The organism is Limnohabitans sp. (assembly GCF_040401495.1).
Taxonomy (GTDB): Bacteria; Pseudomonadota; Gammaproteobacteria; order Burkholderiales; family Burkholderiaceae_C; genus Limnohabitans.
The window spans coordinates 250,491-276,467 of the sequence record NZ_JBBAOI010000001.1; the positions used below are offsets into that span (position 1 = coordinate 250,491).

General features: G+C 54.0%; 24 protein-coding genes. 5 read left to right on the top strand and 19 right to left on the bottom strand.

Annotated features, from left to right (window positions below; genetic code table 11):
- Positions 1 to 10: 10 nt before the first annotated feature.
- The 6 genes from AC9UEO_RS01285 to AC9UEO_RS01310 form a co-directional block, all read right to left on the bottom strand.
- Positions 11 to 733 carry an ATP-binding cassette domain-containing protein gene (locus tag AC9UEO_RS01285; protein ID WP_509528849.1) on the bottom strand — a complete coding sequence of 241 codons (723 nt, stop codon included), beginning with the start codon at positions 731 to 733 and terminating at the stop codon, positions 11 to 13.
- Positions 730 to 1,746 (bottom strand): ABC transporter permease subunit, encoded by a 1,017-nt coding sequence (locus tag AC9UEO_RS01290; protein WP_509528852.1) that lies wholly within the window; start codon positions 1,744 to 1,746, stop codon positions 730 to 732. Before AC9UEO_RS01290 ends, AC9UEO_RS01285 begins: the two co-directional genes overlap by 4 nt.
- Positions 1,743 to 2,609, bottom strand: coding sequence for an ABC transporter permease subunit (locus tag AC9UEO_RS01295; RefSeq protein ID WP_509528855.1), 867 nt, complete (start codon positions 2,607 to 2,609; stop codon positions 1,743 to 1,745). The genes AC9UEO_RS01290 and AC9UEO_RS01295 overlap by 4 nt, the downstream gene beginning before the upstream one ends.
- Before the next feature lie 42 nt (positions 2,610 to 2,651).
- Positions 2,652 to 3,878 carry an urea ABC transporter substrate-binding protein gene (locus tag AC9UEO_RS01300; RefSeq protein WP_509528857.1) on the bottom strand — a complete coding sequence of 409 codons (1,227 nt, stop codon included), beginning with the start codon at positions 3,876 to 3,878 and terminating at the stop codon, positions 2,652 to 2,654.
- A gap of 76 nt (positions 3,879 to 3,954) precedes the next feature.
- Positions 3,955 to 5,472 carry an amidase gene (locus tag AC9UEO_RS01305; RefSeq protein WP_509528859.1) on the bottom strand — a complete coding sequence of 506 codons (1,518 nt, stop codon included), beginning with the start codon at positions 5,470 to 5,472 and terminating at the stop codon, positions 3,955 to 3,957.
- A 135-nt stretch (positions 5,473 to 5,607) separates the two neighbouring features.
- Complete coding sequence (locus tag AC9UEO_RS01310; RefSeq protein ID WP_509528861.1) at positions 5,608 to 6,771, bottom strand: substrate-binding domain-containing protein; 1,164 nt, start codon at positions 6,769 to 6,771, stop codon at positions 5,608 to 5,610.
- Between the two features lie 125 nt (positions 6,772 to 6,896).
- Between AC9UEO_RS01310 and AC9UEO_RS01315 the strand changes: the two genes are divergently transcribed.
- A complete protein-coding gene (locus AC9UEO_RS01315) occupies positions 6,897 to 7,331 on the top strand; it encodes a MarR family winged helix-turn-helix transcriptional regulator (RefSeq protein ID WP_509528863.1) in 435 nt (144 codons plus the stop codon).
- On the opposite strand, the gene AC9UEO_RS01320 is transcribed toward AC9UEO_RS01315, so the two are convergent.
- Positions 7,321 to 8,211, bottom strand: coding sequence for a LysR family transcriptional regulator (locus AC9UEO_RS01320; protein ID WP_509528866.1), 891 nt, complete (start codon positions 8,209 to 8,211; stop codon positions 7,321 to 7,323). The genes AC9UEO_RS01315 and AC9UEO_RS01320 overlap by 11 nt on opposite strands.
- Positions 8,212 to 8,296: 85 nt before the next feature.
- Between AC9UEO_RS01320 and AC9UEO_RS01325 the strand changes: the two genes are divergently transcribed.
- The gene (locus AC9UEO_RS01325; RefSeq protein WP_509528868.1) at positions 8,297 to 9,307 is read left to right on the top strand and encodes a sodium-dependent bicarbonate transport family permease; all 1,011 of its coding nucleotides are present in this window, start codon (positions 8,297 to 8,299) and stop codon (positions 9,305 to 9,307) included.
- Positions 9,308 to 9,316: 9 nt separating this feature from the next.
- Positions 9,317 to 10,162 (top strand): DUF6671 family protein, encoded by an 846-nt coding sequence (locus AC9UEO_RS01330; protein ID WP_509528869.1) that lies wholly within the window; start codon positions 9,317 to 9,319, stop codon positions 10,160 to 10,162.
- Positions 10,163 to 10,177: 15 nt separating this feature from the next.
- Here AC9UEO_RS01330 and AC9UEO_RS01335 read toward each other — a convergent pair whose 3' ends face one another.
- From AC9UEO_RS01335 to AC9UEO_RS01365, 7 genes are read right to left on the bottom strand one after another with little or no spacing between them, the layout of a single operon-like run.
- Entirely contained in the window at positions 10,178 to 13,816 is a 3,639-nt protein-coding gene (locus AC9UEO_RS01335; protein ID WP_509528871.1) for a molybdopterin cofactor-binding domain-containing protein, read from the bottom strand.
- On the bottom strand, positions 13,816 to 14,328 hold the full coding sequence (locus tag AC9UEO_RS01340) for a (2Fe-2S)-binding protein (RefSeq protein WP_509528874.1): 513 nt from the start codon (positions 14,326 to 14,328) through the stop codon (positions 13,816 to 13,818). Before AC9UEO_RS01340 ends, AC9UEO_RS01335 begins: the two co-directional genes overlap by 1 nt.
- A 13-nt stretch (positions 14,329 to 14,341) precedes the next feature.
- A complete protein-coding gene (pncA, locus tag AC9UEO_RS01345; RefSeq protein WP_509528876.1) occupies positions 14,342 to 14,983 on the bottom strand; it encodes a bifunctional nicotinamidase/pyrazinamidase in 642 nt (213 codons plus the stop codon).
- An 18-nt stretch (positions 14,984 to 15,001) separates the two neighbouring features.
- Complete coding sequence (locus AC9UEO_RS01350) at positions 15,002 to 15,586, bottom strand: amino acid synthesis family protein (RefSeq protein ID WP_509528879.1); 585 nt, start codon at positions 15,584 to 15,586, stop codon at positions 15,002 to 15,004.
- A 17-nt stretch (positions 15,587 to 15,603) separates the two neighbouring features.
- Complete coding sequence (locus tag AC9UEO_RS01355; RefSeq protein WP_509529091.1) at positions 15,604 to 16,245, bottom strand: amino acid synthesis family protein; 642 nt, start codon at positions 16,243 to 16,245, stop codon at positions 15,604 to 15,606.
- Positions 16,246 to 16,250: 5 nt separating this feature from the next.
- Complete coding sequence (locus AC9UEO_RS01360; protein ID WP_509528881.1) at positions 16,251 to 17,171, bottom strand: UPF0280 family protein; 921 nt, start codon at positions 17,169 to 17,171, stop codon at positions 16,251 to 16,253.
- Entirely contained in the window at positions 17,138 to 18,736 is a 1,599-nt protein-coding gene (locus AC9UEO_RS01365) for a 6-hydroxynicotinate reductase (RefSeq protein ID WP_509528883.1), read from the bottom strand. The genes AC9UEO_RS01360 and AC9UEO_RS01365 overlap by 34 nt, the downstream gene beginning before the upstream one ends.
- Before the next feature lie 62 nt (positions 18,737 to 18,798).
- Here AC9UEO_RS01365 and AC9UEO_RS01370 point away from each other — a divergent pair, with 62 nt between their 5' ends.
- Complete coding sequence (locus AC9UEO_RS01370; RefSeq protein ID WP_509528885.1) at positions 18,799 to 19,989, top strand: amidohydrolase family protein; 1,191 nt, start codon at positions 18,799 to 18,801, stop codon at positions 19,987 to 19,989.
- Positions 19,986 to 20,756 (top strand): enoyl-CoA hydratase/isomerase family protein, encoded by a 771-nt coding sequence (locus AC9UEO_RS01375; protein WP_509528887.1) that lies wholly within the window; start codon positions 19,986 to 19,988, stop codon positions 20,754 to 20,756. Before AC9UEO_RS01370 ends, AC9UEO_RS01375 begins: the two co-directional genes overlap by 4 nt.
- On the opposite strand, the gene AC9UEO_RS01380 is transcribed toward AC9UEO_RS01375, so the two are convergent.
- The 5 genes from AC9UEO_RS01380 to pufM are packed head-to-tail and all read right to left on the bottom strand — an operon-like array spanning position 20,757 to position 25,959.
- Positions 20,757 to 21,581 carry a carotenoid 1,2-hydratase family protein gene (locus AC9UEO_RS01380; RefSeq protein WP_509528889.1) on the bottom strand — a complete coding sequence of 275 codons (825 nt, stop codon included), beginning with the start codon at positions 21,579 to 21,581 and terminating at the stop codon, positions 20,757 to 20,759.
- Between the two features lie 38 nt (positions 21,582 to 21,619).
- Entirely contained in the window at positions 21,620 to 23,155 is a 1,536-nt protein-coding gene (gene crtD, locus AC9UEO_RS01385; RefSeq protein WP_509528891.1) for a 1-hydroxycarotenoid 3,4-desaturase CrtD, read from the bottom strand.
- Entirely contained in the window at positions 23,148 to 23,894 is a 747-nt protein-coding gene (locus AC9UEO_RS01390; RefSeq protein ID WP_509528893.1) for a hypothetical protein, read from the bottom strand. Before AC9UEO_RS01390 ends, crtD begins: the two co-directional genes overlap by 8 nt.
- A gap of 41 nt (positions 23,895 to 23,935) precedes the next feature.
- Positions 23,936 to 24,985 (bottom strand): photosynthetic reaction center cytochrome PufC, encoded by a 1,050-nt coding sequence (gene pufC / locus AC9UEO_RS01395; RefSeq protein WP_509528895.1) that lies wholly within the window; start codon positions 24,983 to 24,985, stop codon positions 23,936 to 23,938.
- Positions 24,982 to 25,959 carry a photosynthetic reaction center subunit M gene (pufM, locus tag AC9UEO_RS01400; protein ID WP_509528897.1) on the bottom strand — a complete coding sequence of 326 codons (978 nt, stop codon included), beginning with the start codon at positions 25,957 to 25,959 and terminating at the stop codon, positions 24,982 to 24,984. The genes pufC and pufM overlap by 4 nt, the downstream gene beginning before the upstream one ends.
- Between the last annotated feature and the right edge of the window lie 18 nt (positions 25,960 to 25,977).

Genomic DNA, 25,977 nt, shown 5'->3' on the forward strand with positions numbered 1-25,977 from the left:
GTTCTTTCAGTTAAGCGGCTTTTTTGCCTAAATAGACTTGACGCACCGTGGGGTTGTTCATGACCGCATCGGGCAAGTCTTCGGTCAGGATGGCGCCTTGGTGAAACACGGTCACCATTTTGGCGATCATGCGAATGAAGCTCATGTCATGCTCCACCACAATCAAAGCGTGGCTTTTGTTGATTTCCAAAATCAAGTCTGCGGTGCGTCGCACTTCTTGGTCGCTCATACCCGCAGCGGGTTCATCCAACAAGATGAGAGAAGGGTCTGCGGCAATCACAACAGCCAACTCTACCCATTGCCTTTGGCCATGCGCCAGCAAACCGGTGGTGGATTTTTGCAAACTGGCTAAGCCCACACGCTCAAGCGTGTCTCGGGTGACTTCAAGCGCTTTGGCTTTGGGATAGACCCGACAAGCGGACAACCACACGTTCTCCCATACCGATAAACCATTGAACAAACTGGGCACTTGAGTTTTGATACCAATGCCCAAACGCGCTGGCAAATGGGGTTGGCAACCCGTGATGTCTTGGCCCCGAAACAGCACTTGGCCGGAGGTGGGTCGCAACTGGCCGGTGAGTTGTTTAAAAAACGTGCTTTTGCCCGCACCGTTAGGTCCGATGATGCAGCGCAACTCACCGTCGCTGAGTTTGAAGTTCACATCTCGTGTGGCATGTACGCCACCAAAACGCATATTCAAATTGCGGGTTTCTAGCAAAGGTGTAAGGCTCATGCGTCTTCTCCCTTGGCGACTTTTTTGCCAAAGAGTTTTTGCAGCACATCGCCAAAACTAGGGATGATGCCTTTGGGCACCAGCAATACAAACACCACCAAAATGACACCCAAGACCAAATTGGCGTTAAAGGTTTGTTGTGTGCCAATTTGGGTGGTCAACCATTGAATGGCCATGCAACCAATGATGGGGCCGACCAAAGTGCCTAAGCCGCCCACAATCACCCAGACAATGATTTGCGCCGACTGCCCCAAGCTAAACACTGTGGGGCTAGTGAAAGACCCCCAGTTGGCAAAAAAGCAACCAGACAGGCCAGCGATACATCCACCCACCGTAAAAGCAAACAGCTTGAAAGCGCGGGCATCAAAACCCAGCAAAGTAGCGCGTTGCTCGTTTTCTTTGATCGCAACGATGACATGCCCAATGCGAGAAGAAATCAGCCATCGCAGGCCGCCATAAATGGCTATAAGGGAAAACGCACTGAGGTAGAAGAAAGCCACTGGGTCAAGCGTGTCCTCGGGGTTGCCAGGGTAGTTGATCGACGGTATGGAGGGTATGCCGTTGAAGCCACCTAATGGGGCATTGCCAATGCGCCATTCAGGACCTGCCGTGGAATTGACGGAGTTGAAAAAAATCAAACTCACGGTGAGGGTAATGACCCCCATGTAAACATCAGACAGACGGCCATAAAACATGAAATAGCCCAGCAACAAGGCAAACAGCCCAGGCAAGGCAATGGCCAAGAGCACAGGCAGCGTGCTTTCACCCATGTTGATGACCGACAAAGCGTAGGTGTAGGCCCCCAGGCCAAAGAACGACGCTTGCCCAAAGCACAAAATGCCCGAGAAGCCCCAAATAAACGCTTGGCTGATGGCCAAGATGGCCATCACCACATAAATGGTGATCTGAATCAAGGCAAAGTCGTCAACCCATTTGGGGATAGCCAAAGTGGCCATCACCCCGAGCAACATCACCAGCACAGCACTCCAGGGGGATTCTCGAAAAGCGGTCACAACGATCCTTTGAAAAAGCGTCCAGTAATACCTTGGGGCAACATGCGCAGCATCACCACGGCTGCGATAAAGAGTGCCACTTCACCGAACACAGGTGTGGTGATGAAGGTGGCCAATTGGTTGATGAGACCAAACAAGGCAGAGGCAGATGCTGTACCCGCCAAAATCGCACTACCCCCGCCAATGACGGTGATAAAGGCCTTGGCAATGAAAGACGCGCCCATGGTCGGCACCACACCCGACACGGGTGCCAGCAAACCGCCAGCCAAGCCCGACAAAGCCGCACCAACGGCAAAAGTGATGGAATAAACCCGCGTGGGACTGATACCCAATACATCGGCCATGGCGGGGTTTTGCATGGTGCCGCGTGCAATCAAGCCCCAGTCTGTGCTGCGCAAGACCCAACGAATTGCAAACAACAACAGCACCGCAATGACAATCAAGGACGTGGTGTAAAAACTCACCGAATAAGCGCCAATGGAGAAATTGCCCTCAGGGGTAGACACGCCCGAGGTGGTGTTGCCAATGACAGAGGTCACCAAACCCACGCACAACAGCGACAAGCCCCAAGTAGCTAGCATGGTGTCAACCATACGGCCGTAGAGGTGACGAATAATGAGCCGTTCGACCACGATGCCAAACAGCCCTACACAAATAGGCGCAACCACCAGCATGGCAATCCACAGATTGACGCCCGCTTTGGTCGCAAAAATAGCGCTGTAAGCGCCCAACATCAAAAACTCGCCGTGCGCCAAATTGATGACGCGCATCATGCCAAAAATCACCGCCAACCCTGATGAAATGATCACCAGGGTGGCGACTGCGTACAGGACCTGTACGGAAACTATGAGTGCCAGATCCATGTACGCCTTCTCTCTTTCAATCTATCAAACAATCAGCAGTGCTTAAACCTTGATCACGTACTGCTGGTTGTCAGCAGGGTTTTTCTTGAGGTTACACACAGCGCTGGTGTCTGAAGGCGCTTGTTGGGCAAACGTCTGCAGAATGTCGAGTTTTTTGTTTTTCACTTCGGCCAAGCTCACATCCAAAATACAGTGGTGTGAAGCACCATCGACAGTGACCTTGCCACTGGGAGCGTCGATGCTGATGCCGCTCTCCAGTGCTTCAATCACTTTCATGCGGTCTATGCTGCCGGCTTTCTTAACAGCTTCGGCCCACAACTTGAAGCCTTGGTAAGTGCCCATGGCCAACTCGGTGACGTTGGGATAGTCTGCGCCAAAACGCTTGTGGAAGGCAGCCAAGAAAGCTTTGTTTTGTGGCGTGGCGATTTTTTCGAAGTAGTTGTAAGACAAGACCATGCCATTGCACTCTTCAGGCGCCAACACGACTTGCTCGTTACCCACGGCGAAGGTGGAAGAAGCCATAGGGATCTTCTTCAACATACCTGCTGCGCCCCATTGGCGATAGAAGGACATGTGTGCGCCACCCACCAAAGCAGACACCACGAAGTCGGGTTTGGCTGCTTCGATTTTGGCGATGGTGGGGCCAAAATTGGTTACATCCAAGGGGAAAAATTCGATGGCTTGAACGCTGCCGCCGCCTTCAGTGACGTACTTCTTAACCCACTGTGAAGTGATTTGGCCATAGTTGTAGTCAGCTGCGATGACATAAACCTTCTTGCCCCATTTTTTCATGGAGTAAGGAATCAGTTTTTGCACAGTCTGAGCTGGTGTCACACCGGTACAGAAAGTGTTGCGATCACAAACGCCGCCTTCATACTGTGTGTTGTAAAAGTAAAGGGTTTTGTTTTTGGTCAGCACGGGGCGAATCACTTCGCGTGAGGCAGACGTAATACCACCATGCACCATGGCAACTTTGTCTTTCAACGCTGCCATTTGGGCGTACTCGGTGTACTTTTGCATATTGGACTGTGAGTCATAGTTGATCAAAGCCACTTGTTTGCCCAGCAAGCCGCCAGCAGCGTTTTGCTCTTCGATGGCCAAGGTCAAGGCGTCGACCATGGGTTTGCCGTAAATGTCCAAGCCACCAGACAAATCGTGGATGCTGCCCACTTTGATGTCGTCAGCGGCCAGTGCCGAACTGCCATACATGCCAGCGGTGCCAGCTGCAATGCCACCAGCGGTGGTTTGAATAAACTTTCTGCGGTCCATGTTGTGTTCCTCTTGTGTGTTGAAAAAACTAACGCTTACCAGTTGAGGACCTCTTTTCAAAGGCCCCTGACTTTTCCTACATCTTTTTCCAGTCGCCGAGTTGCTCGAAAGCATAAGCACCACGGTAAATAGTGCCCTCATCCCAATGTTTACCTATCAGCATCATGCCAACAGGCAAACCGTCCACCAAGCCGCATGGCACCGACATGGCTGGATGGCCAGTGACGTCAAACGGGCAAGTGTTGGCCAGCATCTCAAACGCACGTTGCACCACTTCTCCCACTTCTGCGCCAGGCTTGGGCAGTGGGGTGGCAGTCAATGGCAGGGTGGGCATGAGCAACAAATCGTATTTCGCAAACGCATCGTCATAGGCTTTGCGCAGTTGACGTGACAGGTTTTGCGCCTTGGCATAGTAATGGCCACGGTAGTGTTGAATGAAATACTCGCCCAACACCATGGTCAGTTTCAATGTTTCAGATAACTCGTCGGCACGGGCTTTCCAACCTGCGTGGAAGTCGACCATGCTAGTGACGTACAAGCCCTTCCAGTTGAAACCGTGGCCGTTGTCTTTCATCATTTGCTGTGTTGCACCTTCGGCCGCGATAGGCAACCAAATGGCGGGGCCCACCAAGTGCATGGGAATGGAAACATCTTCCACGGTAGCACCAGCTTTGGCCAACGCAGCTGCAGCCGCTTTGACTTTGGCGTCAGACGCGGCCATAGAGTTGGGCCAACCAAAGCCTTCCTTGACCACACCGATGCGCAAGCCTTTGATGCCTTGCTTCATGATTTCAGAGTAGTTTTTGCTGTGTTGCTCGGCGTATTGGCGGGGATCCAAACCATCAGGGCCTGCAATGACTTCCAGCATGACGGCGTTGTCGGTGACATTGCGTGTCATGGGGCCGGTGTGGTCGATGGTGAGTTCAATGGGCATGACGCCGGTGTAAGGCACCAAACCATGCGTGGCTTTCATGCCATACACGCCGCAGTAAGACGCAGGCATACGGATGGAGCCGCCTTGGTCGCCACCGATGGCCAAGTCAACTTCGCCAGCCGCCAACAATGCCGCGCTGCCAGAAGAAGAGCCCCCTGCAGAGTAACCATGTTTGTGAGGGTTATGAACAGGACCGGTAGAGCTGGTGTGTGAACCGCCAGAGAAGCAGAAATATTCACACACCGATTTACCCATCACGGTAGCTCCAGCGTCAAGCAAGCGCGTGACCACGGTAGCGTCGATATTGGGCATATAGCCTTCCAAGGTAGACGCACCGTTCATCATGGGGACGCCAGCCACGCAGACGTTATCTTTCAAGACAACGGTTTTGCCAGCCAATTTGCCTGATGCTGCACCCTTGATGGTGGACTTGACATACCAAGCGCCGTATTTATTTTCCTCAGGTGAGGGGAAGGTGCCAGGCGTACGGGGGTACTTGACCTCAGGCACATAGTCGGGCAAGGCGTCAACAATGTCATAGGCATCAAAGTTGCCTTGCAACAAGGTGTTGTAAGTTTCAGCTTGCTCCTCGGAGAGGTGTATCCCCAAGCTATAGGCAACTTCTTGCAACTGATCGAGGGTGGGACGTTTGACAGCCATGCATATCTCCTAGGGTGTTGTTAAATCGATGTAACAGTGTTTCATCAAAATTCAAATGCGTCAATGGATTTGTTTGCTTTGGAAAATAAAAAGGGACGCATTTCGTAGTGTAGTTGGGAATATCTCGACACAAAATTAGAACCTTGTAACGACTTGAAACTGATGGCCATTAGCACGCGCTAAATAAATAGGCGCGTTTTTAAATTGGTTACCAACATAACTGGCACCTCGGGCGCTTTGGTAAGCCAAGTTGCGTTTGGCGATATGCGGCCAATGTTCGGGCAGATGCAGGTTGTTGTCGAACATGGCAGCCAAAAAATGCATACCTTCGTATGCCGACTGACCCAAGGCATTGAGCACGGGCGCCCTCACACCATGGCAAGCACTGAAGCGCTCTTGTAAGGACAAGTTGGCGTCGGTTTGCAAGTTGGCAAAGTAACTGGCCGCCACATACAAACCTTCGGTTTTGTCAGAGCCTATGCCCATGAGTACGTTTTCTTCGATGGCACACGACAAACGAACCGCACGTCGATTCAAACCCGCATGACCAAACTGGCGGTTGAACGTAATGGCGTCTTGACCCACCAAAGACACCAACACCGCATCGGCTTGCAAGCTTTGCAAGCTGTCGAGTACGGCTGAAAAATCTTGGGTGCCAATCGGTAAATACACAGAGTCCAAGACCCTGCCGCCACTTTGTTCAACATAGTTTTGAGCCAAGCGGTGCGAGACCCGCGGCCACACATAGTCGTTGCCCACGAACAGCCAGCGCTTGGTTTTTTCATGGCGACTCAGCCAATCGATGGCGGGACGCAACTGCTGAGCCGGCGTTTCGCCAAGCGTGAAAACCCCAGGGGTGACTTCGCCCCCTTCATACAAGGGTGTGTAAACATAGGGGACCATACCGCCCACGCTTTGAACAATGCGCTCGCGAACAGCACTGGTGTGCATACCCACCAAGGCTTCGATGCTGTGAGTATCGATGGCTCGCAGCAATTCATCTTCAAAGTTAGAGGATTCATCACTTGCGTTTAGGCACACCAAGCGCACCTGACGCCCTGCGATGCCGTTGCGTTGGTTAAGTTCAGCAACAGCTAACTCGGCACTGGCCAATGCTGAGGGTGACCAAATACCGGCCGCCCCATCTTGCGCCATGCATAAACCTATGGAGATGAATTGCGAATCGTCGGGCAACGCAAGAGCACGGTGCGCCTGCCATGCACGCACTTTTTTGGGGTGATGCGTGCATGAAATACGTGCATCAGTTCCCCGATATTGACCACTCCAATGTCTGCCCATGGTGCCTAAGTCGATCTTTTCACGTGCAACCCAACAAAGAATGATCCAAGATGCAACAAAGATGTTGTCCTTGGAAAAGAAGTTCTTTAGACTAGCAGAAATTCAACAGAATGTAAGCAGGATATATGCCTAGTCCCGACCTCAATCATTACCTCTCTTACTTGCTGGCTTCTGCCAACCGTACGATGAGCATGGGTTTGGGCAAAGCCATTGCCCAAGAAAAAATGACCGAACAACACTGGCGTATCTTGCAAGTGTTGTCAGATGAAAACGGACGCGCCATGGGGGAATTGGCCGAACAGGTGCTGATGAACCATCCAGCGCTCACCAAAAACATTGACAAACTTGTGAGCCGCGGCTTGGTCATGCGCAAAACATCACCAGAAGACAGTCGCAAAGTGCTGGTCTTTATCTCCAACACAGGCTTGGCCATGGTGCAACGCCTGACAGCCCAAGTCGATGCTCACCATCAATCTATCCACAAAGTACTGGGTTTGCGTAAAACCGAGCAGTTGAAAAAACTTTTGGACGACTTCGTCAAAGACAGCGCTACTCACTGACGCTGCTAAGTAAATACTTTTTAAATGCAAGAGCGATTGGTGTCAATTTCTTTTGAGCTGGATGCACCATGTGCCAATAAGAAACCAGCGGAAAGCCTTTGATATTGATGACGGTCACCCCATGCTCTTTTTTCAAGCCATGCAAAGCATGCTGAGACACCACACCAATTCCTAAGCCTCCAGCCACAGCCTCCTTGATAGCTTCATTGCTTCCTAACTCCATGCGAATATCCGGGCTGAATTTTTGCTTTTTAAAGTGTTGATCCACGCACATGCGTGTGCCTGAACCTTTTTCTCTCAAAATAAATCGATGATCAGAGAGATTGGCGAGCGATTGAGAAAGCTTTTTAGACAAGGGGTCTCGGGTGGAAGCAATCAACACCACAGGATTAACCATCAATACCTCGTCTGATATATCTCTGTCTGACGGCGGTTGCGACATGATGTAGAGATCGTCCAAGTTGTCTCTCATTCGAGCCACAACGCCATCGCGGTTCAAAATCTCCAATGACACATCGATGTCTGGGTATTTTTTGCAAAATCCACCAATCATTCTGGGCATAAAGTATTTGGCGGTGCTGACAACCGCCACTTTCAATTTTCCTCGCGTCATGCCTTTGGTGCCATCGACAGTTTGCTCGAAAGCATCCCAACTGCGCAACATATCTCTGGCGGTTTGCGCCAAGGCCAGACCCGCATCGGTCAGGTAAACCTTTTTTGAAATCACTTCATACAAAGGCAGTCCCACGGATTGGGTTACTTCCTTGAGTTGCATAGATGCAGTGGGCTGGGTGACATGCGTTGCTCGCGCTGCTGCAGTGACACTGCCCGTATCAGCAAGCGCCAAGAAAAGTTTCATTTGACGAAAGCTGATATTCATAGATATTTACCTATACAAACAAATTTAAAAATCAATTTTACAAAAAGTATTGTGCGGCCTAGGATCTACCCAAAGGAATTCCTAAATGCACAGTTTTCTTGATCCAGCCATCCTTTTTTTTGTTTTTGGCGCTCTTGCTGGGACAGTTCAATCCAACTTAGAAATACCGCCTGCAATTTCTAGGTTTTTGTCGCTGTACTTGCTCATGGCCTTAGGCCTCAAAGGTGGATTTGCACTGGCGCAATCTGGTTTAACCCCTGAAGTGTTGTCCAGCTTGGGAGCCGCCATGGCTTTGGCAGTGTTCATACCCTTGATAGGATTTAATTTGCTCAAGCGATTTTTGTCTGGCTTTGACGCAGCTGCCGTGGCAGCAACCTACGGCTCTGTCAGCGCAGTAACCTTTGTCACAGCCGTTCAATATCTGGAAAATCAAAGTATTGCATACGGTGGCCATATGGCCGGGGCCATGGCGCTGATGGAGTCACCCGCCATCATTTTGGCCGTGTTGATGGCCAGTTATATCCGACAGCAAAGCCTTGGGACTTCCACCGTGGTCATGAATTCAGGCTTGGCTTGCCTATCTCTTGGAACGCCGAAGCAAGCAGTTTCTGTGAAAAAAATTCTTCATGAGTCATTCACAGACGGCGCTCAATTGCTGCTCCTAGGCGCTATGGCAATTGGCATGCTGACAGGCGAATCCGGTCAAGCAGCAATGCAGCCTTTCTCCAGCGACTTGTTCAAAGGCATGCTCGCGTTTTTCTTGCTAGATATGGGCTTACTGACCGCTAGAAATTTGCATCAACTCAAAGCAGTGTCGCCTGCATTGCTGGTCTATGCTGTGGTGGCGCCAGTGGTGCATGCTGGATTGGCACTTGCGTTAGCCGTCATGGCTGATTTATCCAAAGGTAACGCCATACTTTTGATGGTTTTGGCTGCTAGTGCTTCGTACATTGCCGTTCCGACAGTTTTGCGAACCGCTATTCCAGAGGCCAAGCCTTCTATTTACTTCGGCTTGTCATTGGGTATCACTTTCCCATTGAACCTTTTAGTGGGTATTCCAACCTACGCGTGGGTTGCTAACCATTTTTTTGTTTAGGAGAGCATTATGAAGATAAGTTATGACCGCAAGAGAATTTCTTTGTTAACAAAGCATGGCAAAGAGTCCATCATCGCCCCCATTCTTAAACGAACTCTGGGCTGTGAAATTGAACTTGTGCAGTCTTTTGATACAGATGAATTGGGCACATTTGACCGCACGCTCAAGCCTCAAGGAACTCAACTGCAATCTGTGCGTAGAAAAGCGCAAATTGGCATTGATTTCAGCGGCAACACGATTGGTGTTGCCAGTGAAGGCTCGTTTGTAGCTGATCCGTTTTCTGGGTTCATGCCTTGGAATATTGAGATGGTTATTTTTCTCGATGATCTTCATGGAGTTGAAGTTGTAGGGATAGCCAAAGGCAGTGCCATGAGCATGGGAAAGTTTGTCAGAAATATTGATGAATTACTTCAATTTGCCCAAGACGCTGGTTTTGCGCAACATCAGCTCATGCTCAGACCGGAGCATGAAAATGACCCGCGCGTTGTTAAAGGGTTGCATACCTTGGATAACTTAACATTTGCTTATATCGAAGCACAGCAACAGTCCACCAATGGCAAGGTTTTTGTTGAAAACGATTTGCGTGCATTCGCTAATCCCACAAGGCAAAACTTGATTGCACAAGCGACAGAAGACCTCGCTCGCAAAATTTTGTCGCTTTGCCCCCAGTGCGGGGTACCAGGGTATTGGAAGGTCACAACAGAAGCAGGGATACTTCTCAACACATGGGGCTCAGCTAAACATTTGCCTGCTTACGAGACTTGGCATTGCAGACACTGCCATTACGAAACACACCAGTCTGTAAGTGCAGGGGAATCAACCGCTCACACGCGTGGCGAAATTTACAACCCATGATGCAGCAGCAAACAACTACCGACTGCGCATGTTGGCCAAGGTCTGCGCTGTGTTCTGCCAAGGCGGTTTATCCGGCGCATAACGAGCCCGCATTCCATCGACCAACATCACCAACTGTTTGTCACTCAAGGTATTCGCAAAAGACGGCATGAAACCAATGTCTTTGGATGCTGGTGCCTGAATACCTTCCAACACAATGCGCAGCAAGTTATCGGGGCGGTCGCTGTGCACGTTGGTGTTGAGTGCCAAAGGGCGGTTCACGCCCAACAACTGCGGTCCGTCCCCATCGTGGTGACAAGCACCGCAACTGCCTTGGAATAAGCGTAGGGCTACGTCTGGCGGCGGGGCTTGCTTTGCAGCATCGGTCACCACCTTGGCGGCCAAAGTCTCGAGCTGTGCTTCATCTCCGCCTGTGAGGGGTTGCAGAGAGGCCAAATACACCGCCATGGCGCGTATGTCTTTATCTGGTACCAAAGCCAAGTTGCGCACCACCAAGCCCATAGGGCCAGCAGCTATTCCATGCTGCTTTGTATGGCCTTGTCGTAAATAGCGAAAAAATTCTGCTTCACTCCAAGGCACAGGTGAGGGGTTCAATTGGTTAAGCGCAGGTGCTTGCCACCCGTCCAGCATCGCACCTTGCATATAGGCGTCCGCGTTGCGCTCGGCCCCCAACGCATTGCGAGGTGTGTGGCATGCGCCGCAGTGCCCTAGTCCATCTACCAAATAAGCCCCTCGGTTCCACTGTTCGCTTTGCATGGTTTGAGGTTGGAACTGCGTTGGCGCATGAAACAAACCATTCCACAAGGCCATCAGCGGTCGCCAACCCAAGCCCCACTGCATCTGCGGCTCAGGTGTATGCGATGTCACTGCAGGCTGCGACATCAACCAAGCGTACAAAGCCATCATGTCGGCATCGCTGGTTTTGGCAAACGAGGTAAAGGGGAAAACCGGGTACAGCGCATGACCATCGCGAGAAATGCCTTGGCGCATGGCGCGCTCAAAAGCTTGGTAAGACCATGCGCCTATGCCCGTGTCTACATCAGGGGTCAAGTTGGTTGAAAAAACCTTACCAAAAGGGGTTTGCATGGGGCGGCCACCCGCATTGGCCATGCCCTCCTCAGCCGTATGACAAGCTGCGCAGTTACCCAAAGCCGCCAACTGCTGACCGCGTTGCAGCATATCGGCGCTGTAGTTGGCTGGCGTGAAGTTCACCGTGGGCAAGGCAGCACGCCAACCCACGATGGCCGCGCTGAGAGCGAACATACCCAAAGCCAAACCAGTGACTTGCTGCCAACGTTTGCGCCAACCTTGCAACACGCCAGACTGTGTGCTTCTTTGTGGTTTCAACACGGTATCAGCCATGGGTGCAGGTGCAGGCGTTGGAGCTCCTAAGGGATGCAAAGCTGCGCGTACCACCTCGGGGGTGAATGGTGGATTTCGAAAACGAATGCCAGTGGCATCAAAAATAGCGTTGGCAATAGCCGCCGTGCCAGGCACAGAGGAGGACTCGCCCGCACCCAAAGGCACATCGTCGCCTGGGCGAGGCATTTGCACCACCTCAATGACCGGTACTTGGCGGAAATTCAAAATCGGGTAGCTGCCCCAATCTTGGCTAACCACCCGACCGTCTTTGGCATCCGTTTCAACTTTTTCAAGCAAGGCACGGCTGGTGGTTTGCAGCACATTGCCATGGACTTGTTGCTCCACACCTCGCGGGTTGACCACCAAGCCTGCATCGTGCCCAACCACCACACGCTTGACCTGCACTTCACCAGTGTTTCGATGGACTTCTACATCGGCGACCCATGCGGACCATGCGGCACCAAAGCCCGGCCATTTGCTATGCACATATCGGGCATAGGCCACGCCCTGACCTTGCAACCAATCGCCATGCGCAGGTTTTTGTTGGGGTGACTGATGCATTTGCCACCCAGCGCGATCGGCCGTGGCTTGCAGCAGTTCTTTGGCACGTGGGTCAGAGAGCAGCTGCAGGCGGTATTGCAGAGGATCGGCATTGGCGGCAGCGGCAAGCTCGTCTATGAAGCTTTCATGCGCAAATGAATTGGGCAGGGCCGATACGCCACGCAACCACGAGGCCCGCAACAGTGGTGCCATGTCGTGTACCGTCACACGCAAGTCAGCGTAGTCATATGGAGGGCGTGCAGTGCGGTCACCCATTTCATAGGAGCGCGCAGCAGGCGATATGGTGCGGGTGAGCAACAAGGCTAGGGTGGGTGCGCCATTGGAAGGGTAAGAGGTTTGAAAATCGTAGCCAGTGGGCTGGCCATTGGCGGACAAGCCACCACGCACTTGCATAAGTTGGGCCGCACCTTTGGGCTCCCATGCATGCTCTTGCTCTCTAGAAAGTTGCACGCGAACCGGCGCGCCGACCGCTTTGGATAACAGCGCGGCATCTGCCGCCACATCGTCTGCGCCGTTGCGTCCATAGCAACCGGCAGCCTCCATGCGCACCACCTCCACTTCAGGGTCGCCCACGCCACACAACAAGGCCAAGTCAGCACGCAATACATGGGGGTTTTGCGTCCCTGCCCACACACGCAACTGCACTTGGGGCGTTTGCGAATCAGACCCTTGCAGCCACCAAGCCACAGCGCAAGAGGGGCCAATGGACGCATGCATTTGGTAAGGCCAAACATATTCGCGTTGCAGCAGTTGATCAGCATCGGACAAGGCAGCGTCCACATCGCCTTCGTTGACCAACTCGCGGGTGGTACGTTGGTTGCGGCGAATGGCGTCAGCCGAGTCTTGCACGTCGGGCATGCCCGGCCAAGGCTTCCACAGCACCACTAAATCATGCATGGCCTGCTCGGCTTGCTCTTCACGCTCGGCGACAATGCCCACAAAGTCACCTTGCACCATCACAGCTCGTATGCCATCGATATGGGCGATGGAATCACGGTCGACCTGCGCCAAAGTGTTGCCTATGAAGTCGCCGTGGTCTGCGCCTGCATAAGGTGGACGCACTACGCGACCATGCAACATACCGGGCATGCGCATATCGTGGACGTAAATTAAATCACCAAATACCTTGGCGGCCATGTCTACCCGTGGCGTGCTTTGACCCACGGTGTGGTGTTGATCGCTGGGTTTTAATTTGGCTTGGGTATCAAGACGCAGTAGCACTTGTTGTTCGGCCAACAAACTTTGCAGGCTGATGGCATGGTCATTGGACATCAACATGCCGTCTTGCAAACGCAGTTGCTGAGGATCACATTTCAAATTCTCGGCAGCCTTGGCGCACAACCAATCACGTGCTTGCGCAGCGGCGGCACGCAAAGGTGCAGCATGGATTTGCAAGGACGTGCTGGCAATGGTGGCGCCTTGGTTGGGCGAAAACGCGGTGTGGCCCATCAGGAGATGCACTTTGCTAACCTGCATGTTCAACTCTTCTGCCACCAGTTGGGCCAAGGCAGTACGCAAGCCCGTGCCAAGATCAACATGGCCATGCAAAGCGGTGACACTGGCGTCATCCCACAAAGCCAACAAACATTCATCCCCCTCGCTGGCAAGACTTGCGACAAAACTAGGCTGCCCTGCCACCGGTGCGGGCTGCGGTAGCGGGGAACGAAGCACCAGCAAAACACCTCGGGCGCTAAAGAGATCGCTTCGTTGTTTAACCCAAAGCGCTCGCATCACACAGAGCCTTGCGCCGCGGTTTGCGCCAGCAAATCAGCCGCACAGTGAACTGCCGCAATGATTTCTACATGGGTGCCGCAGCGACACAAATTGCCCGACAAAGCAGCCTTGATCTGATCGTCATTGGGTCGAGGGTGACGCTCTAACAACGCCACCGTCATCATCACCATGCCATTCAAGCAATAGCCGCACTGTGCAGCTTGTGTCGTTATAAAAGCCTGTTGCACCACGTGGGGTTTACTGGCATTTCCCAATCCCTCTAGTGTGGTAATGGCCCTGTCTTGCATTTCTATCGCAGGTATGACGCAAGCACGTGCTGGCACGCCATCGACCAAGACGGTGCAAGCACCACACTGGCCTAAGCCACAACCAAACTTCGGGCCATTGAGCCCGAGGTCATTGCGCAAGTAATGCAATACCGTGGTGTGGCGTGTCAAGGCAGTGGCCTGGATTTTCCCGTTGACGGTCAATTTCACCGTTGGGTATTTGTGCGCGGCCACTGCTTTCATCGCGCAGTTTGTCTTAAGGTAGCTGCAAATCTGCAGACTGCAAACGCTGTATGCCTTGCGCTTGCATTTGTGCCCAAGCCGCGGCCAGCGAGCCGTTCATATCGATAGCGCGGCAAGCGTCCTCAATGACGCAGGTTTCAAAGCCCGCAGAACCTGCGTCCATTGCGGTCCATGCCACGCAAAAGTCGGTGGCCAAACCCACCACATACACGCTGCGAATACCGCGCTGCTTCAAATACGCTTCCAAGCCGGTTTGGGTTTTGCGATCGGCCTCCATGAAGGCCGAGTAGCTGTCGATGCCGTCGTGAAAGCCTTTGCGAATGATGAGTTGCGCTGTGGGCAAATGCAAGTCGGCATGCAGCGCTGCGTCGTGTGTACCTTGAACGCAATGGTCTGGCCACAGGACTTGGGTGCCATAAAACATCTCGGTGGTTTCAAACGCGGCTTTGCCACTGTGTGCGCTTGCAAAAGAAGCATGGCCTGCGGGATGCCAGTCTTGGGTGATGACGATGTTGGCAAAGGCGGGCGCTATGCGGTTGATGATGGGGACCACTTGCGCCCCGCCGGCAACAGCCAAATTGCCGCCATCGCAAAAACCATTTTGCACATCGACCACGATGAGCGCTGAATCCGTTGTTGGGCTTATTCGGGACATGGTGAAGAACTCCAAAAATTAACGTAAACCGTCAGTGCCAGTGATTTCATGCACTTGCAAGCCACCAATGCGCGGATGCGGACGGCCGCTGTCGGTGACCACCACCGCCACCACAATTTCGTTGGCACGTGGCGCATCATTGACACGTGCTTCCATGGCGTCAAAGTGGCTGCGCACAAAAGCTGCATCTTTATGACCTAAGGGCACATCAATCGCGGTTCCCAGCGTGCCTTGTTTTTTGGCCGAAGGCACCAACGCCGCACCCTTGCTGACTGCTTTGCGCAAAGGCGCACCCAACTTGGGGTGAAGAATGGCCGCGGCGTGCTCCAATTCTCCCGCCTCTCCCACGATAGCGGCTTTGCCGTAACTGTGGGCGTCTTCAGGCTTGATGCCTAAAGCTTTGACACAGCGCTCGCCAAGTAAGCCGCCTAGCTCTTCACCGATGTCAATCAGTAAGTCTAAGTTCTCGCTGAACTTACCTGCATAGGGGTTGGCAATCACCGCCATGGCCAAGGCGCGACGTGTGGGTGGGTTGACCGCTAGTCCTCCCTCTTGCAACACTTCGTCGACTTGCACAATGATTTTTCGAATATCTGATTTCATCTTCTGCTCCTGCGTGATTAACGCAACCCATTCCATTGACTGATGTCTTGTGCGGCCAAGCCTCCCACACGGGCATGCACACGAGCGCCTGTGCTCATGGCCAAAATGACGATGATTTCATCGCTGCGCGGCGCACCGGGCACACGCACTTCGATGGCATCGAAGTGGCTGCGAACATAGCTTGCGTTGATGTGTGTCATGGGCACATCCAAGCTGGCACCTGGCGGCCCCACTTTTTTGGTGGACGCCACAATCGCCAAAGCGTTACCGGGTTGACCAGAGCTGACGCCGCCTTTGCCTGCAAGGTAAGCCGCACGGTCGCCTTTCCAGCCTAATAATTCACGCATGGCGTAGCCGCCAGGCACATGCCACAAAGCGCCATGCTCTAACTCGCCAGCCGCACCCACGATGGCGCCTTTGCCATAGCCCTGAATCGCCTCGGGCGACACGCCCATGGCTTTGCACAACTTCTGAGCCAATTCAATACCCAAAGGATTCAAGGCTTCCATCATCGGCAAAATATTGGCGTGAAAACTGCCTGCATAAGGGTTGCGCAACACCGCGGCAATCGAGCCGCGCACCAAGGGTGTATCGGGCTTGGGGCCAAACTCGTGGTGTATGTCTTCCACGTGGGTGAAGACCCGTCGAACATCAATCAGTGCAGTCACACCAAACACTCCAAGGGTTGTGCCACTGCCATAAGGCCTTGGCAACTTAAATAAACCGCATACACCTGACCACGCACCTGCATGGCATGGGCACAGTCTAGCCCGAGTTGCAAAGCAAGCTGTATTTGTGCGAGTGGCAATGTTGGCACCTCAACTGTCACCATTCGTTCGCCTAAATCGGTATCGTCACGCAAGCTATTGGCAGGTTGACGCACGATGCCGGCATGGTCCAAGTTGACGGCGTTGGCAATCAAGGTCGCTGCTACATCCGCTTGCGCTGCAGTCGCCGCCAAAACCGTGACGCTGTCGGCAATGCCCAATGAAAAACTGCGGCCTCTGCAACCGCTGGTAGCAACACCACGTACAGGCATGTCGTAGTCAATCGAAAAGTGGCCGTCACTGATAAGCTCAGATTGAAGACCTGATTGCAAAGCTTGTTGTAAATCACTCACCACGCCTATGCGCCAACTCTGCCCTTCTTGCAAATGCAAAGCAATATCGCCGCCGTTGTTCACATAAGCTTTGTGCACACCGTCTTGTGCCAGATGTGTCATTAACTCCTGCGCTACCGAACCGGCCACCGCCGCCATCGGGGTGATAAAACCATCGGCTGCAGCCCAGGCCACAGTCTGTGCGGCCAGCTGCATGCGTTGCGCCACCACGCCTTGCAGGCTGGTCTCGAGTAGCAAGGAGACAGGCCGTCGCAAAAGCCGCAATTCACTTACCAGTTCGGGCAGAACCGTTTGAAAACGCTGCCACGCAGATTCCACCGCGTGTTGGCAAGCCCTTGAATCGCCTACGGCTTGCAACACGATGTCAATAGGGCCATGCTGAAAATGCCAACGACCGTCTGACAAAGCTTGGCGTGTTGCTTGCATTGTTGTCAGCCCAACATCGGCGGGTTGTCCAAGGGCCATGGGTTGACACCCGCAGGCGGTGTCTCCCACTTCAGTTGCGTGGGAGCACCGTCGTTGTGCCAAGCACCTTTGAGCAAGCTGTCATCAAGAGAACGCACAAAACCCATGTGACCACCCAAGGCTTGGTAATCTTCCAGCTTCATGCTGAACTCGATGGGCGCCACGATGGCCGGTGTGGGCACGGTACCAAAGCTGTTGGCAGGCATACGCAACACATCTACCATGAGGGTGATGCCACCGCCCGGCCACACATACGCAGGTGCGCCGCCACAGGTGACATTGACCAAAGCTTTTTTCACAGCACGGGTGAGTTGAATGGGGTTGTCAGTGACACCTGAGCGCAGGCTACCACCCGCGCCGCCCAAGAACAGCACCGACACCAAAGACGGTTCGCAATTCTCGCCAATACGTTCCACCACCTGCTGCACCTCAGCGGGCATGGGTGCTGGCTGGGGTTGCAGATGGTCATCCAATACAAACCAAGCCGAGTGCTCGCCGGTGGTGGACGTCATGAGAAGGCGCAAACCCGACCACGCTTCAGAAGGATTCCAAGCATCCAAAATAGCCAGTGGGTCGCTGATGTTGGTACCGCCCCAACCAGTACCTGCCGCGGCCACCTGAAAGTAGCGCCCTGGGGTGGACTTGCGCCCTTTGATCTTGACACCGCTGGGACGCATGTGCAAACAGCGCCCCGCTTGGTGTTCGGTGAGCACGCCGGTGATGTGGTCGTCTACCACCACCACCTCGTCGCACAGACCTAGCCATTGGCGTGCAAACATTCCTACGGCCGCCGAACCGCAGCCCACACGCATACGCTGCTCGGTCACGCCGTCCACCACTGGTGCACGACCCGCTTGCAGCACCACCTTGGCGCCGTTTTCTACTTGCACCTCTGCCGCTTGATGGTTGCCCAAGAGATGCATCAACTCCAGCGCCATGCGTCCTTGCTTTTTGCCCCCTCCCGTCAGGTGATGCACGCCGCCCAAGCTGAGCATTTGCGAGCCGTACTCGGCGGTGGTGACATGACCTACCTCTTCACCTTGGTAGAACACAGCGGCACGCTCATCGCCCAAATACCTGTCGGTGTCAATCTTCACCTTCAAGCTGCAATAGCTGAAGATGCCTTCGGTGACCACGGTCACCATGTCAACACCCTTGGACTTGGCTGCGACGATGAACGGCGCAGGTTTGTAATCGGGGTAGGTGGTGGAGGCACCAATGCCGGTGACAAACACACCGCGCTCGGCACTATCGATGGCGGTCAAGGTTTGGGGGGACGTCTGACTGTCTGGCCGCGCTTGCAAAGTGAGTGGTTCAGCGCTTTGCGCTTGTTGACTTAAAAACACCACAGGGTCTAAGCGCACCAGCACGCCGTCGTGGTTGGCATAGCGGTCACAGGCACCGACACGCCCTTCAGAAATATGACACAGCACTGGACAGGCGTTGCATTCGACCTTGCCCTCGCGCACCGGCCCGTGACGCGGTTCTACCCTTTGCAAACCCAAGGGTTGGCCTGCGTCAGTGCTGGGTAGTCCATCGGTATGGGTGTTGCTGGTTGAGGCCATGCCCTATTATGCTTGGACGCGTGGCAGAATCATTTTCCAACGCAAGCATTCAGGAGACACCCATGGCCACCGCCACCATCGAAGAAGCCTCAGGCAAGGTCGTCATCAAAAATATTGGTTTGCTGCTCTCGGGCGACATCGATCAACCCATTTTGCAAGCTGACACCATCGTGGTGATGGATGGGCTGATCACGGCCGTGGGACGCTTCAAGGACGTGGACACCGAGGGTGCCAAAACCACCATCGATGTCCAACAGACCTGCGTGGCACCTGGCTTGATCGACAGCCATGTGCACCCCGTGTTTGGCGACTGGACACCAAGGCAAAACCAAATCGGCTGGATTGACTCGACCATGAACGGCGGCGTGACCACCATGGTGTCGGCCGGTGAGGTGCATTTACCCGGACGCCCCAAAGACATTGTGGGTCTCAAGGCACTGGCCATTACCGCGCAACGTGCTTTTAGCAACTTTCGCCCCGGCGGCGTGAAAGTGATTGCGGGTGCGCCCATTATTGAAAAGGGCATGACCGAACACGATTTCGCCGAACTCGCCTCAGCAGGCGTGACGCTGTTGGGCGAGGTGGGTTTAGGTTCGGTCAAAGCGGGCTACGAGGCCAAAGAAATGGTGGCGTGGGCACGTAAGCACGGTATACAAAGCACCATTCATACAGGAGGGCCCTCCATTCCTGGCTCGGGCTTGATTGACAAAGATGTGGTGCTTGAAGCCGACGCGGATGTGATAGGACATATCAACGGTGGCCACACTTCGCTGTCAGAGGCGCATGTCTGCGAGTTGTGCGAGAAGTCCAGCCGCGCGATTGAGATCGTGCATAACGGCAACGAGCGTGTGGCGATTACCGCTGCCAAAGCGGCGCAGGAATTGAAATGTCCCCACCGCGTGATTTTGGGCACCGACGGACCAGCGGGTTCTGGCGTGCAACCTTTGGGCATTTTGCGCATGATCGCACTGCTGTCTAGCCTTGCCAATATTCCTGCCGAGTTGGTGTTTTGTTTTGCCACGGGAAACACTGCACGCATTCGCAACTTGAATTGCGGCTTGATTGAAGTGGGCCGTGCCGCCGACTTGGTGTTCATGGACCGTGCGCAAGAAACCGCTGGTCGTACACTTTTGGAAAGCGTGCAACTGGGCGATATCCCTGGCATTGGTATGGTGATGATTGACGGCTTGGTACGCTGCCACCGCAGTCGCAACACACCACCTGCTACCCAAGTACCTGTGGTGGTGCATTGAGCACCGCCCCCCTGCTGCACATCGCAGACGGTGTCGCCACCATCACCTTGAATCGTCCGGCTCAGCGCAACCGTTTGGAGAACACCGATCTGGCCTTGCTGTTGCAGTATTTCGATCAGATCAACCAAGACACGGCTGTTCGGTTGGTGGTGCTAACCGCCAATACCCAAGGCCACCCCAAGCCTGTGTTTTGCGCGGGCTATGACATTGGTGGCTTCAGCGATGCCGATCACGGTTCTACCGCTTTTGAAAAAGTGCCTGAGGCTTTAAACCAGCTACGTCCCATCACCATCTGCGCATTGAATGGCAGCATCTATGGTGGCGCCACCGACTTGGTGCTGGCCTGCGATTTGCGCTTAGCGCTAGAGGGCATAGAGTGGCGCATGCCCGCTGCCGCACTGGGTTTGCACTATTACCCCAGCGGATTGCAACGCTATGTCAGCCAGTTTGGCATTGCCGCTGCGAAGCGGGCTTTTCTAACTGCACGGGTTTTTTCTTCGGCCGACTTGCATGCCTTGGGATTGTTTGAAAGCTTTTACTCAGCAGTAGATTTTCCAACGAAACTTCAATCACTCGTCAACGATGTGCTGGCCTTGGCCCCGCTGGCTGTACAAGCCATGAAGCGCTCGCTTAACGAAATTGCCGCAGGTCACTACGATGAAGCTGCACTGCGCGAGCGTGAATTACTAAGTAGTCGTACTGAAGATTTTGCGCAAGGTTTGAAGGCGTTTGCCGAGAAAAGAAAGCCCGTGTTCAAAGGGCGATGATCATGCCCTTCTTGGCATGCGCCACGGCAGCATGGCTTGCACCACAGGTGACACCAAGCGAGACATGGTGATGCTTTCATGGAAACTTTGCACCGATTCACCTAGCAAATGGCTATGCAACAAGGCGCGTTGGTAAAACGGTGTGTCCTCCAGCTGCTCGGCCACATGGACGACGCCGTCACTGCGCATACGCCTGCCCAATCGCCAAAGGGTCAAGGGCATGCTTTGCCGCTGCGGCGCCACAAAGGGCAATACCTCGCCTTGCGGCGTGAAGCGCAGTGCTAGCAATTTGTCGTCATCTGCTGTTTTGCCTAGGATGTCGTAAATCACAGCTGTACTGCCGTCCCTCAGAGGGCTGCGTGACCAATCCCATTCGCGGCAAGAACGGTCTATCGGTTCATCGCCTTCGTTGGAATCCAAATACCCCGTGCCTGTCCATTTTTGGTCAGGGCTCAACATATTCACTTCCACCCGCGCACGGGGTGAAATCGGTCCCCAGCGGTGCAAGCCTTGGGTATCAATGGCAGTACTGAAGTTGAACAAGCGATGCGGCTGCACCCTCACCTGCCCTTTGACACGGTGCGGAAAAGGCACGCCCACCTCGTTGATATCGATGACCAGCGACTGCCCGTCCCAGCGAAGCTGGCTAGGTCCTATGGTGAATTGCTGCGCATCGCGGTGACAGTGCTGCGCACCTCGCTCAGTCATGGTCCAGCGTTTGGCATGTCGCGAATAAAGCGCCACATTCAAGGCGCAGTGGTTATCGGGGTTGGCGTTGCCGCTGCGCCTAGCCCATGCGTAATAAGGGGAAAACACACTGCCCACAAAGGCAATGATGGTCAGGCCATGTTGGCCATCGTCGCTTAATGCGTCAAGGTACCACCAGAGGTAGCCCGTTGGGGGGACGATTTGGTCAAACCTAGGTTGTCCATCAGCGCCGCGGCCGCCAGTTGGCCCGACATGGCCGCCATCGGCACCCCCGGCCCCGGATGCACGCTGCCCCCCGCCAAGTACAGACCCGGTACTTGTGCCTTGGCGTTCGAACGGGCGAACGCCGCCATCCATCCATGTGTGGCTTGGCCATACAAGGCCCCGCCCGTGGCTGGGAACAGCTGGTGAAAGTCCTGAGGTGTGGTGCGAATGCATGATGAAGAAAGCTCCAACTGTAATGACAAGCCACAACGCGACAACAGGTCTTGGCTGCTGGCGGTGCAATCGGCCAATTCTTGGGGAGTGAAACTGCGCTTGTCGCCATTGGCAGGTGCATTGACCAAACACAGCAAGCGTTCAGCCCCATTCACTGATTCGCCTGTTCCACGGTCTTGGGCGCACACATAAACTGTGGGTTGCGCTGGCAAGCGCCCCTGCTCAAAAATAGCTTCAAACTCTTGTTTGTAATCGGATCTGAAGAAAACATTGTGTCTGTCTAAGGCCACGCCAGATGTGACCGTGTGCATAGACCATGTGACGGCAGACAGGGAGCGAGCTTGTTTTTTACCCGCTACAGCTGCTTTGACACCAGGCCCGAGTAAGCCTTGGCGCAAAGCGGCAATGTCGCCGTTGAAAATCACGCTGTCTGCTTGCAAGCTGTCGCCACTTTGCAAACGCACACCGGAGACGCGGCCTTGTGAAAGTTCTATGCGCTCGCATTCTTGGCCCAAGAGGAATCGCACACCTCTGGCTTGTCCCAAACGCTGCAGACATTGCGCCAGAGCATGCATGCCCCCTTTTACCGCCCACACGCCGTCCATTTCTACTTGCGCAATCAGCATCAAGGTGGCAGGTGCTTGCCATGGCGAGGAACCGCAATAAGTGGCATAGCGGGCAAACAGTTGACGCATGCGGGGATCGGTGAAATGTTTGCCCAAACTCTCCCATAAGGTGCGCATGGGACCCACCGATGCGAGGGTAGCCAAACCACGCGGACCCAATCCCGACATCAGCTGCGCCATGGTGGGAGATGGTGAACGGATGAAAGGCCCCTCCAAGGCGTCATAGACCGCACGGGTGGTTTTGCAAAACTCCACGAAATGCTTGGCTTGCTCAGGACCGGCAAAACGCGCCACTGCATCCACCGATCTTTGCGGATCTGCGTACAAATCGAGTTGCGAACCGTCCTCCCAAAAGTGGCGAGCCAAGACATCTAAGCGCTGGACAGTCAATTCACTCTCCAAGCGTGTTCCTACCGAGGCCATGATCTGGTCAAACACCCAGCGCATGGTGAACACCGTGGGGCCACTGTCGACAGCAACCCCGTTAGGCATGAGTTGTCGCATTTTTCCGCCGACTTGATCTGCCTTGTCAACGACAGTCACCGACAAACCCTGCGCTGCCAGTTGCAAAGCGCTGACCAAGCCTGCCATGCCAGCGCCGACCACGACCACTTTGTGTTCAGCCATGCGCCACCACCTCTTGAGGCATGACCCACTCACCCACAGTGCGCAGCAAGCGCATCCTCACAAACATTGACTCGGAGAAAAAATCATTTTTGTAGGCAGCCGCAATAGCCTGTTGGTGGGCTCCCGTGTGGGCATAGTCGAGCATGGCTTGGGTGTCACGCCACACGCTGAAGGTGCATTGACGAACCAGCGGCGCTTCACCCAAGCCCATGGCCACAGAGCAACCTGGTGCCTGACTTAAATCGGCCTGTGCCGCAGGTGCATAGCGCCAAAACGCCACTGCTTTAGCAGGGCGAATGCTGGCTCTGGTGATGGCGGCCATGGCAGGATTGTGGGGTTCAAAGGCATAGTGACCCAGCTTGTCGACAGGCGTGACCTCAAAAGCACGCCCATCCCATGCGCCTTTGCAAGATGTGATGGCCAATAAACTGGCTTGGCATTGCTTGGCTCGCTCTTGGTAAGCCGCCAACCAAGGGCCTTCTAAAAATTGGTCTGCATGGTCTGCATGGTCAAACACACAAATCAAGCCTTGATGAGAAGCACTGGGTCGTAAGCTGAAACCACCTTGGTGGCCACTGCCCATGACTTTGGTGAAAAGCAATCCAGGGGTGTCTTTGAACGCAGAAGCGCCTTGAACCAATCGCAACCAACCCCAGCCTTGGTGAGCTCTTAAGTAATCCACCAAAATAACCACAACCACCCCCGAGACAGCAAAAGACACGGGATCTTGATTGACCATGGGTGTCTCATGCCGTTGGGGTTGACTGCTGGTGGGCGGAATTAATTGGCTGCCACTTGGGCGGGTTTGCCCGAGGGCGCAGCCAATTCGGGATAGTCTTTGAGCATGGGTGCGCCGTTGAGGGGTTTGTAGGCGCCTTGGTGGCAGGTGGCACAGTTGACTTTGGCCACGTCACCCAACTCACCCTTGCGATGCTCAGGGAAAGTAGCGGTCAGCGGTTCCAAATAGCCCTTGTTCAGGTCACGCGCCATGCGTATGCCATGCCATGCCGTGGCCCGTTGTGGTGGACTGTTTTCCCAGCTCTGGAATGATCGTGAGTTGTGACAATAGGTACAGTTCACGCCCAAAGACTCTGACATATGCGACATCAAACCATAGGTCCATTCGGTTTGCTTGGTGGACTGACGGTTACCCGAAGGCAATGCGGTGGGGCCATTGACACGAATGTTGAGATCGCCAAGCAAAAACGGCGTGAACGGGTCATTGGGCAAAGAAGACAAATTCACCACCCTTGCAGGTTCGTTTTGTCCGGCTTTGTCACCCATGAAGTTAGAACCGTAGGGCTGGTGGTTGGCGGTAAACCAAACGGCATTGGGAACAGGTTGTCCACGGTGACAGGTGTAGCAAGTCACGCCTGTTTGCGCAACGTGGGGTTTCCATTCACTGTTGATGTACTGAGTCATCTGCAACATGCGACGCGCCACCACCTTGGTGTATTTCTCATCCTCTGCAAAATTGGCAGGGTTATGGCAGTAGACGCAACCGCCTTCATTGGGCGACACCCATGCAGTCATGGAGACCATGAGACGGTTGAACTGTGCAACGCTTAAGTCGCCCAAGACCTTGACATTTTTGTAGGCTTGCGCTGCCTTAGGGCCCTCACCTGAGGCTGCAGGCAAGGCTACTGGTGCTTGATTCGCCTCTGTTTTCACAGCCAACATGCGAGGGTTGTAGACCTGCACCATGCCGGTACCACGGTAGCCATGTTGAACACTGTCTTGAAAAGGTCGCTCACAAGCGGTGAGCAACAAGACCGCAGACAGGCCAGCAGCGTAAGCCGCCAAGCGTCGTATAAAGGGAAGGGACTTCATGGTTTTACTCCCAAACTCAGGGCTGGATCAATGACCGGAGGGAAAACATTGGGATAGGCCGGTGCAACGCCATGTTTGATGGCCCACAAATACCAGTTGTCCACCACAGTGCCTGTCAGCAAAATACCGATGCCACCTGTGATGGGACACAAAACCGCAAACCACCACGCCCAGCGATGGATGGATTCCATGGTGGCGTTAAAGCCCATGGTCCAGCGCCAAAAAAGGGCTGCACGCTCAGAAGCGGTTCCGCGATCGACGATTTGTTCAATTTCTCGTTCACCACCAAAACGTGTCACCGCCAATATGGTGGCACCATGCATGGCAAACAGCAGCACCGAGCCATACAAGAACACAATACTCAAGGCGTGGAAGGGGTTGTAGAAAAGGTTGCCATAACGAATAGATAAAGCTGCCGTCCAATCAAGGTGAGGGAAGATGCCATAAGGCACGGCCTCACCCCAAGAGCCCATGAGAATGGGGCGGAAAAAGCCCAAGACAAACATCAGCCACAAAGCTGCAGCAAAAGCCCAAGCCACATGTGTGCCCAAGCCAAGTTGTATGGCGCGGCGGTAAACTCGCGCCCACCACAACAACACCGAAGCGCTTAAGAAAATACCGCAAATGAGAAACCATCCGCCTTGGTTCAAAGGTGGCCACGATAAGCCGTACTGTGGGGGGGGTGGCTCTAAGGCCAGCCAAAACAGTTGGCGCACAAACTGTATTGGGTCGTAATTGACCGAGGCCAACATGTTCATGCCAATAATGTTGAAAGCAATTAAGCCGCAGATCAGCGAAGCCAGTCCCAAGCCGCCCAAATAAATGGGACCAAGTTGCGCGTTACCTATCTTGCCCAAGATCCAATAGATCGCAGGATGACCAGTACGTGGACTGTTGTCTGGGCCTAAGCCCACACCATGATGCACCGGGCCACTGGCCTGTACGGTGGTGAAAAGATTGAGATAGTCAGCCATGTGTGTGCTCCTCTTTTT

Bases quoted from the DNA above. Each gene is read 5' to 3' on its own strand.
- AC9UEO_RS01285 (WP_509528849.1), bottom strand. From the start codon at position 733: ATGAGCCTTACACCTTTGCTAGAAACCCGCAATTTGAATATGCGTTTT.
- AC9UEO_RS01295 (WP_509528855.1), bottom strand. From the start codon at position 2,609: ATGGATCTGGCACTCATAGTTTCCGTACAGGTCCTGTACGCAGTCGCC.
- AC9UEO_RS01300 (WP_509528857.1), bottom strand. From the start codon at position 3,878: ATGGACCGCAGAAAGTTTATTCAAACCACCGCTGGTGGCATTGCAGCT.
- AC9UEO_RS01305 (WP_509528859.1), bottom strand. From the start codon at position 5,472: ATGGCTGTCAAACGTCCCACCCTCGATCAGTTGCAAGAAGTTGCCTAT.
- AC9UEO_RS01310 (WP_509528861.1), bottom strand. From the start codon at position 6,771: ATGGGCAGACATTGGAGTGGTCAATATCGGGGAACTGATGCACGTATT.
- AC9UEO_RS01315 (WP_509528863.1), top strand. From the start codon at position 6,897: ATGCCTAGTCCCGACCTCAATCATTACCTCTCTTACTTGCTGGCTTCT.
- AC9UEO_RS01320 (WP_509528866.1), bottom strand. From the start codon at position 8,211: ATGAATATCAGCTTTCGTCAAATGAAACTTTTCTTGGCGCTTGCTGAT.
- AC9UEO_RS01325 (WP_509528868.1), top strand. From the start codon at position 8,297: ATGCACAGTTTTCTTGATCCAGCCATCCTTTTTTTTGTTTTTGGCGCT.
- AC9UEO_RS01330 (WP_509528869.1), top strand. From the start codon at position 9,317: ATGAAGATAAGTTATGACCGCAAGAGAATTTCTTTGTTAACAAAGCAT.
- AC9UEO_RS01335 (WP_509528871.1), bottom strand. From the start codon at position 13,816: ATGCGAGCGCTTTGGGTTAAACAACGAAGCGATCTCTTTAGCGCCCGA.
- AC9UEO_RS01340 (WP_509528874.1), bottom strand. From the start codon at position 14,328: ATGAAAGCAGTGGCCGCGCACAAATACCCAACGGTGAAATTGACCGTC.
- pncA (WP_509528876.1), bottom strand. From the start codon at position 14,983: ATGTCCCGAATAAGCCCAACAACGGATTCAGCGCTCATCGTGGTCGAT.
- AC9UEO_RS01350 (WP_509528879.1), bottom strand. From the start codon at position 15,586: ATGAAATCAGATATTCGAAAAATCATTGTGCAAGTCGACGAAGTGTTG.
- AC9UEO_RS01360 (WP_509528881.1), bottom strand. From the start codon at position 17,171: ATGGCCCTTGGACAACCCGCCGATGTTGGGCTGACAACAATGCAAGCA.
- AC9UEO_RS01365 (WP_509528883.1), bottom strand. From the start codon at position 18,736: ATGGCCTCAACCAGCAACACCCATACCGATGGACTACCCAGCACTGAC.
- AC9UEO_RS01370 (WP_509528885.1), top strand. From the start codon at position 18,799: ATGGCCACCGCCACCATCGAAGAAGCCTCAGGCAAGGTCGTCATCAAA.
- crtD (WP_509528891.1), bottom strand. From the start codon at position 23,155: ATGGCTGAACACAAAGTGGTCGTGGTCGGCGCTGGCATGGCAGGCTTG.
- AC9UEO_RS01390 (WP_509528893.1), bottom strand. From the start codon at position 23,894: ATGGTCAATCAAGATCCCGTGTCTTTTGCTGTCTCGGGGGTGGTTGTG.
- pufC (WP_509528895.1), bottom strand. From the start codon at position 24,985: ATGAAGTCCCTTCCCTTTATACGACGCTTGGCGGCTTACGCTGCTGGC.
- pufM (WP_509528897.1), bottom strand. From the start codon at position 25,959: ATGGCTGACTATCTCAATCTTTTCACCACCGTACAGGCCAGTGGCCCG.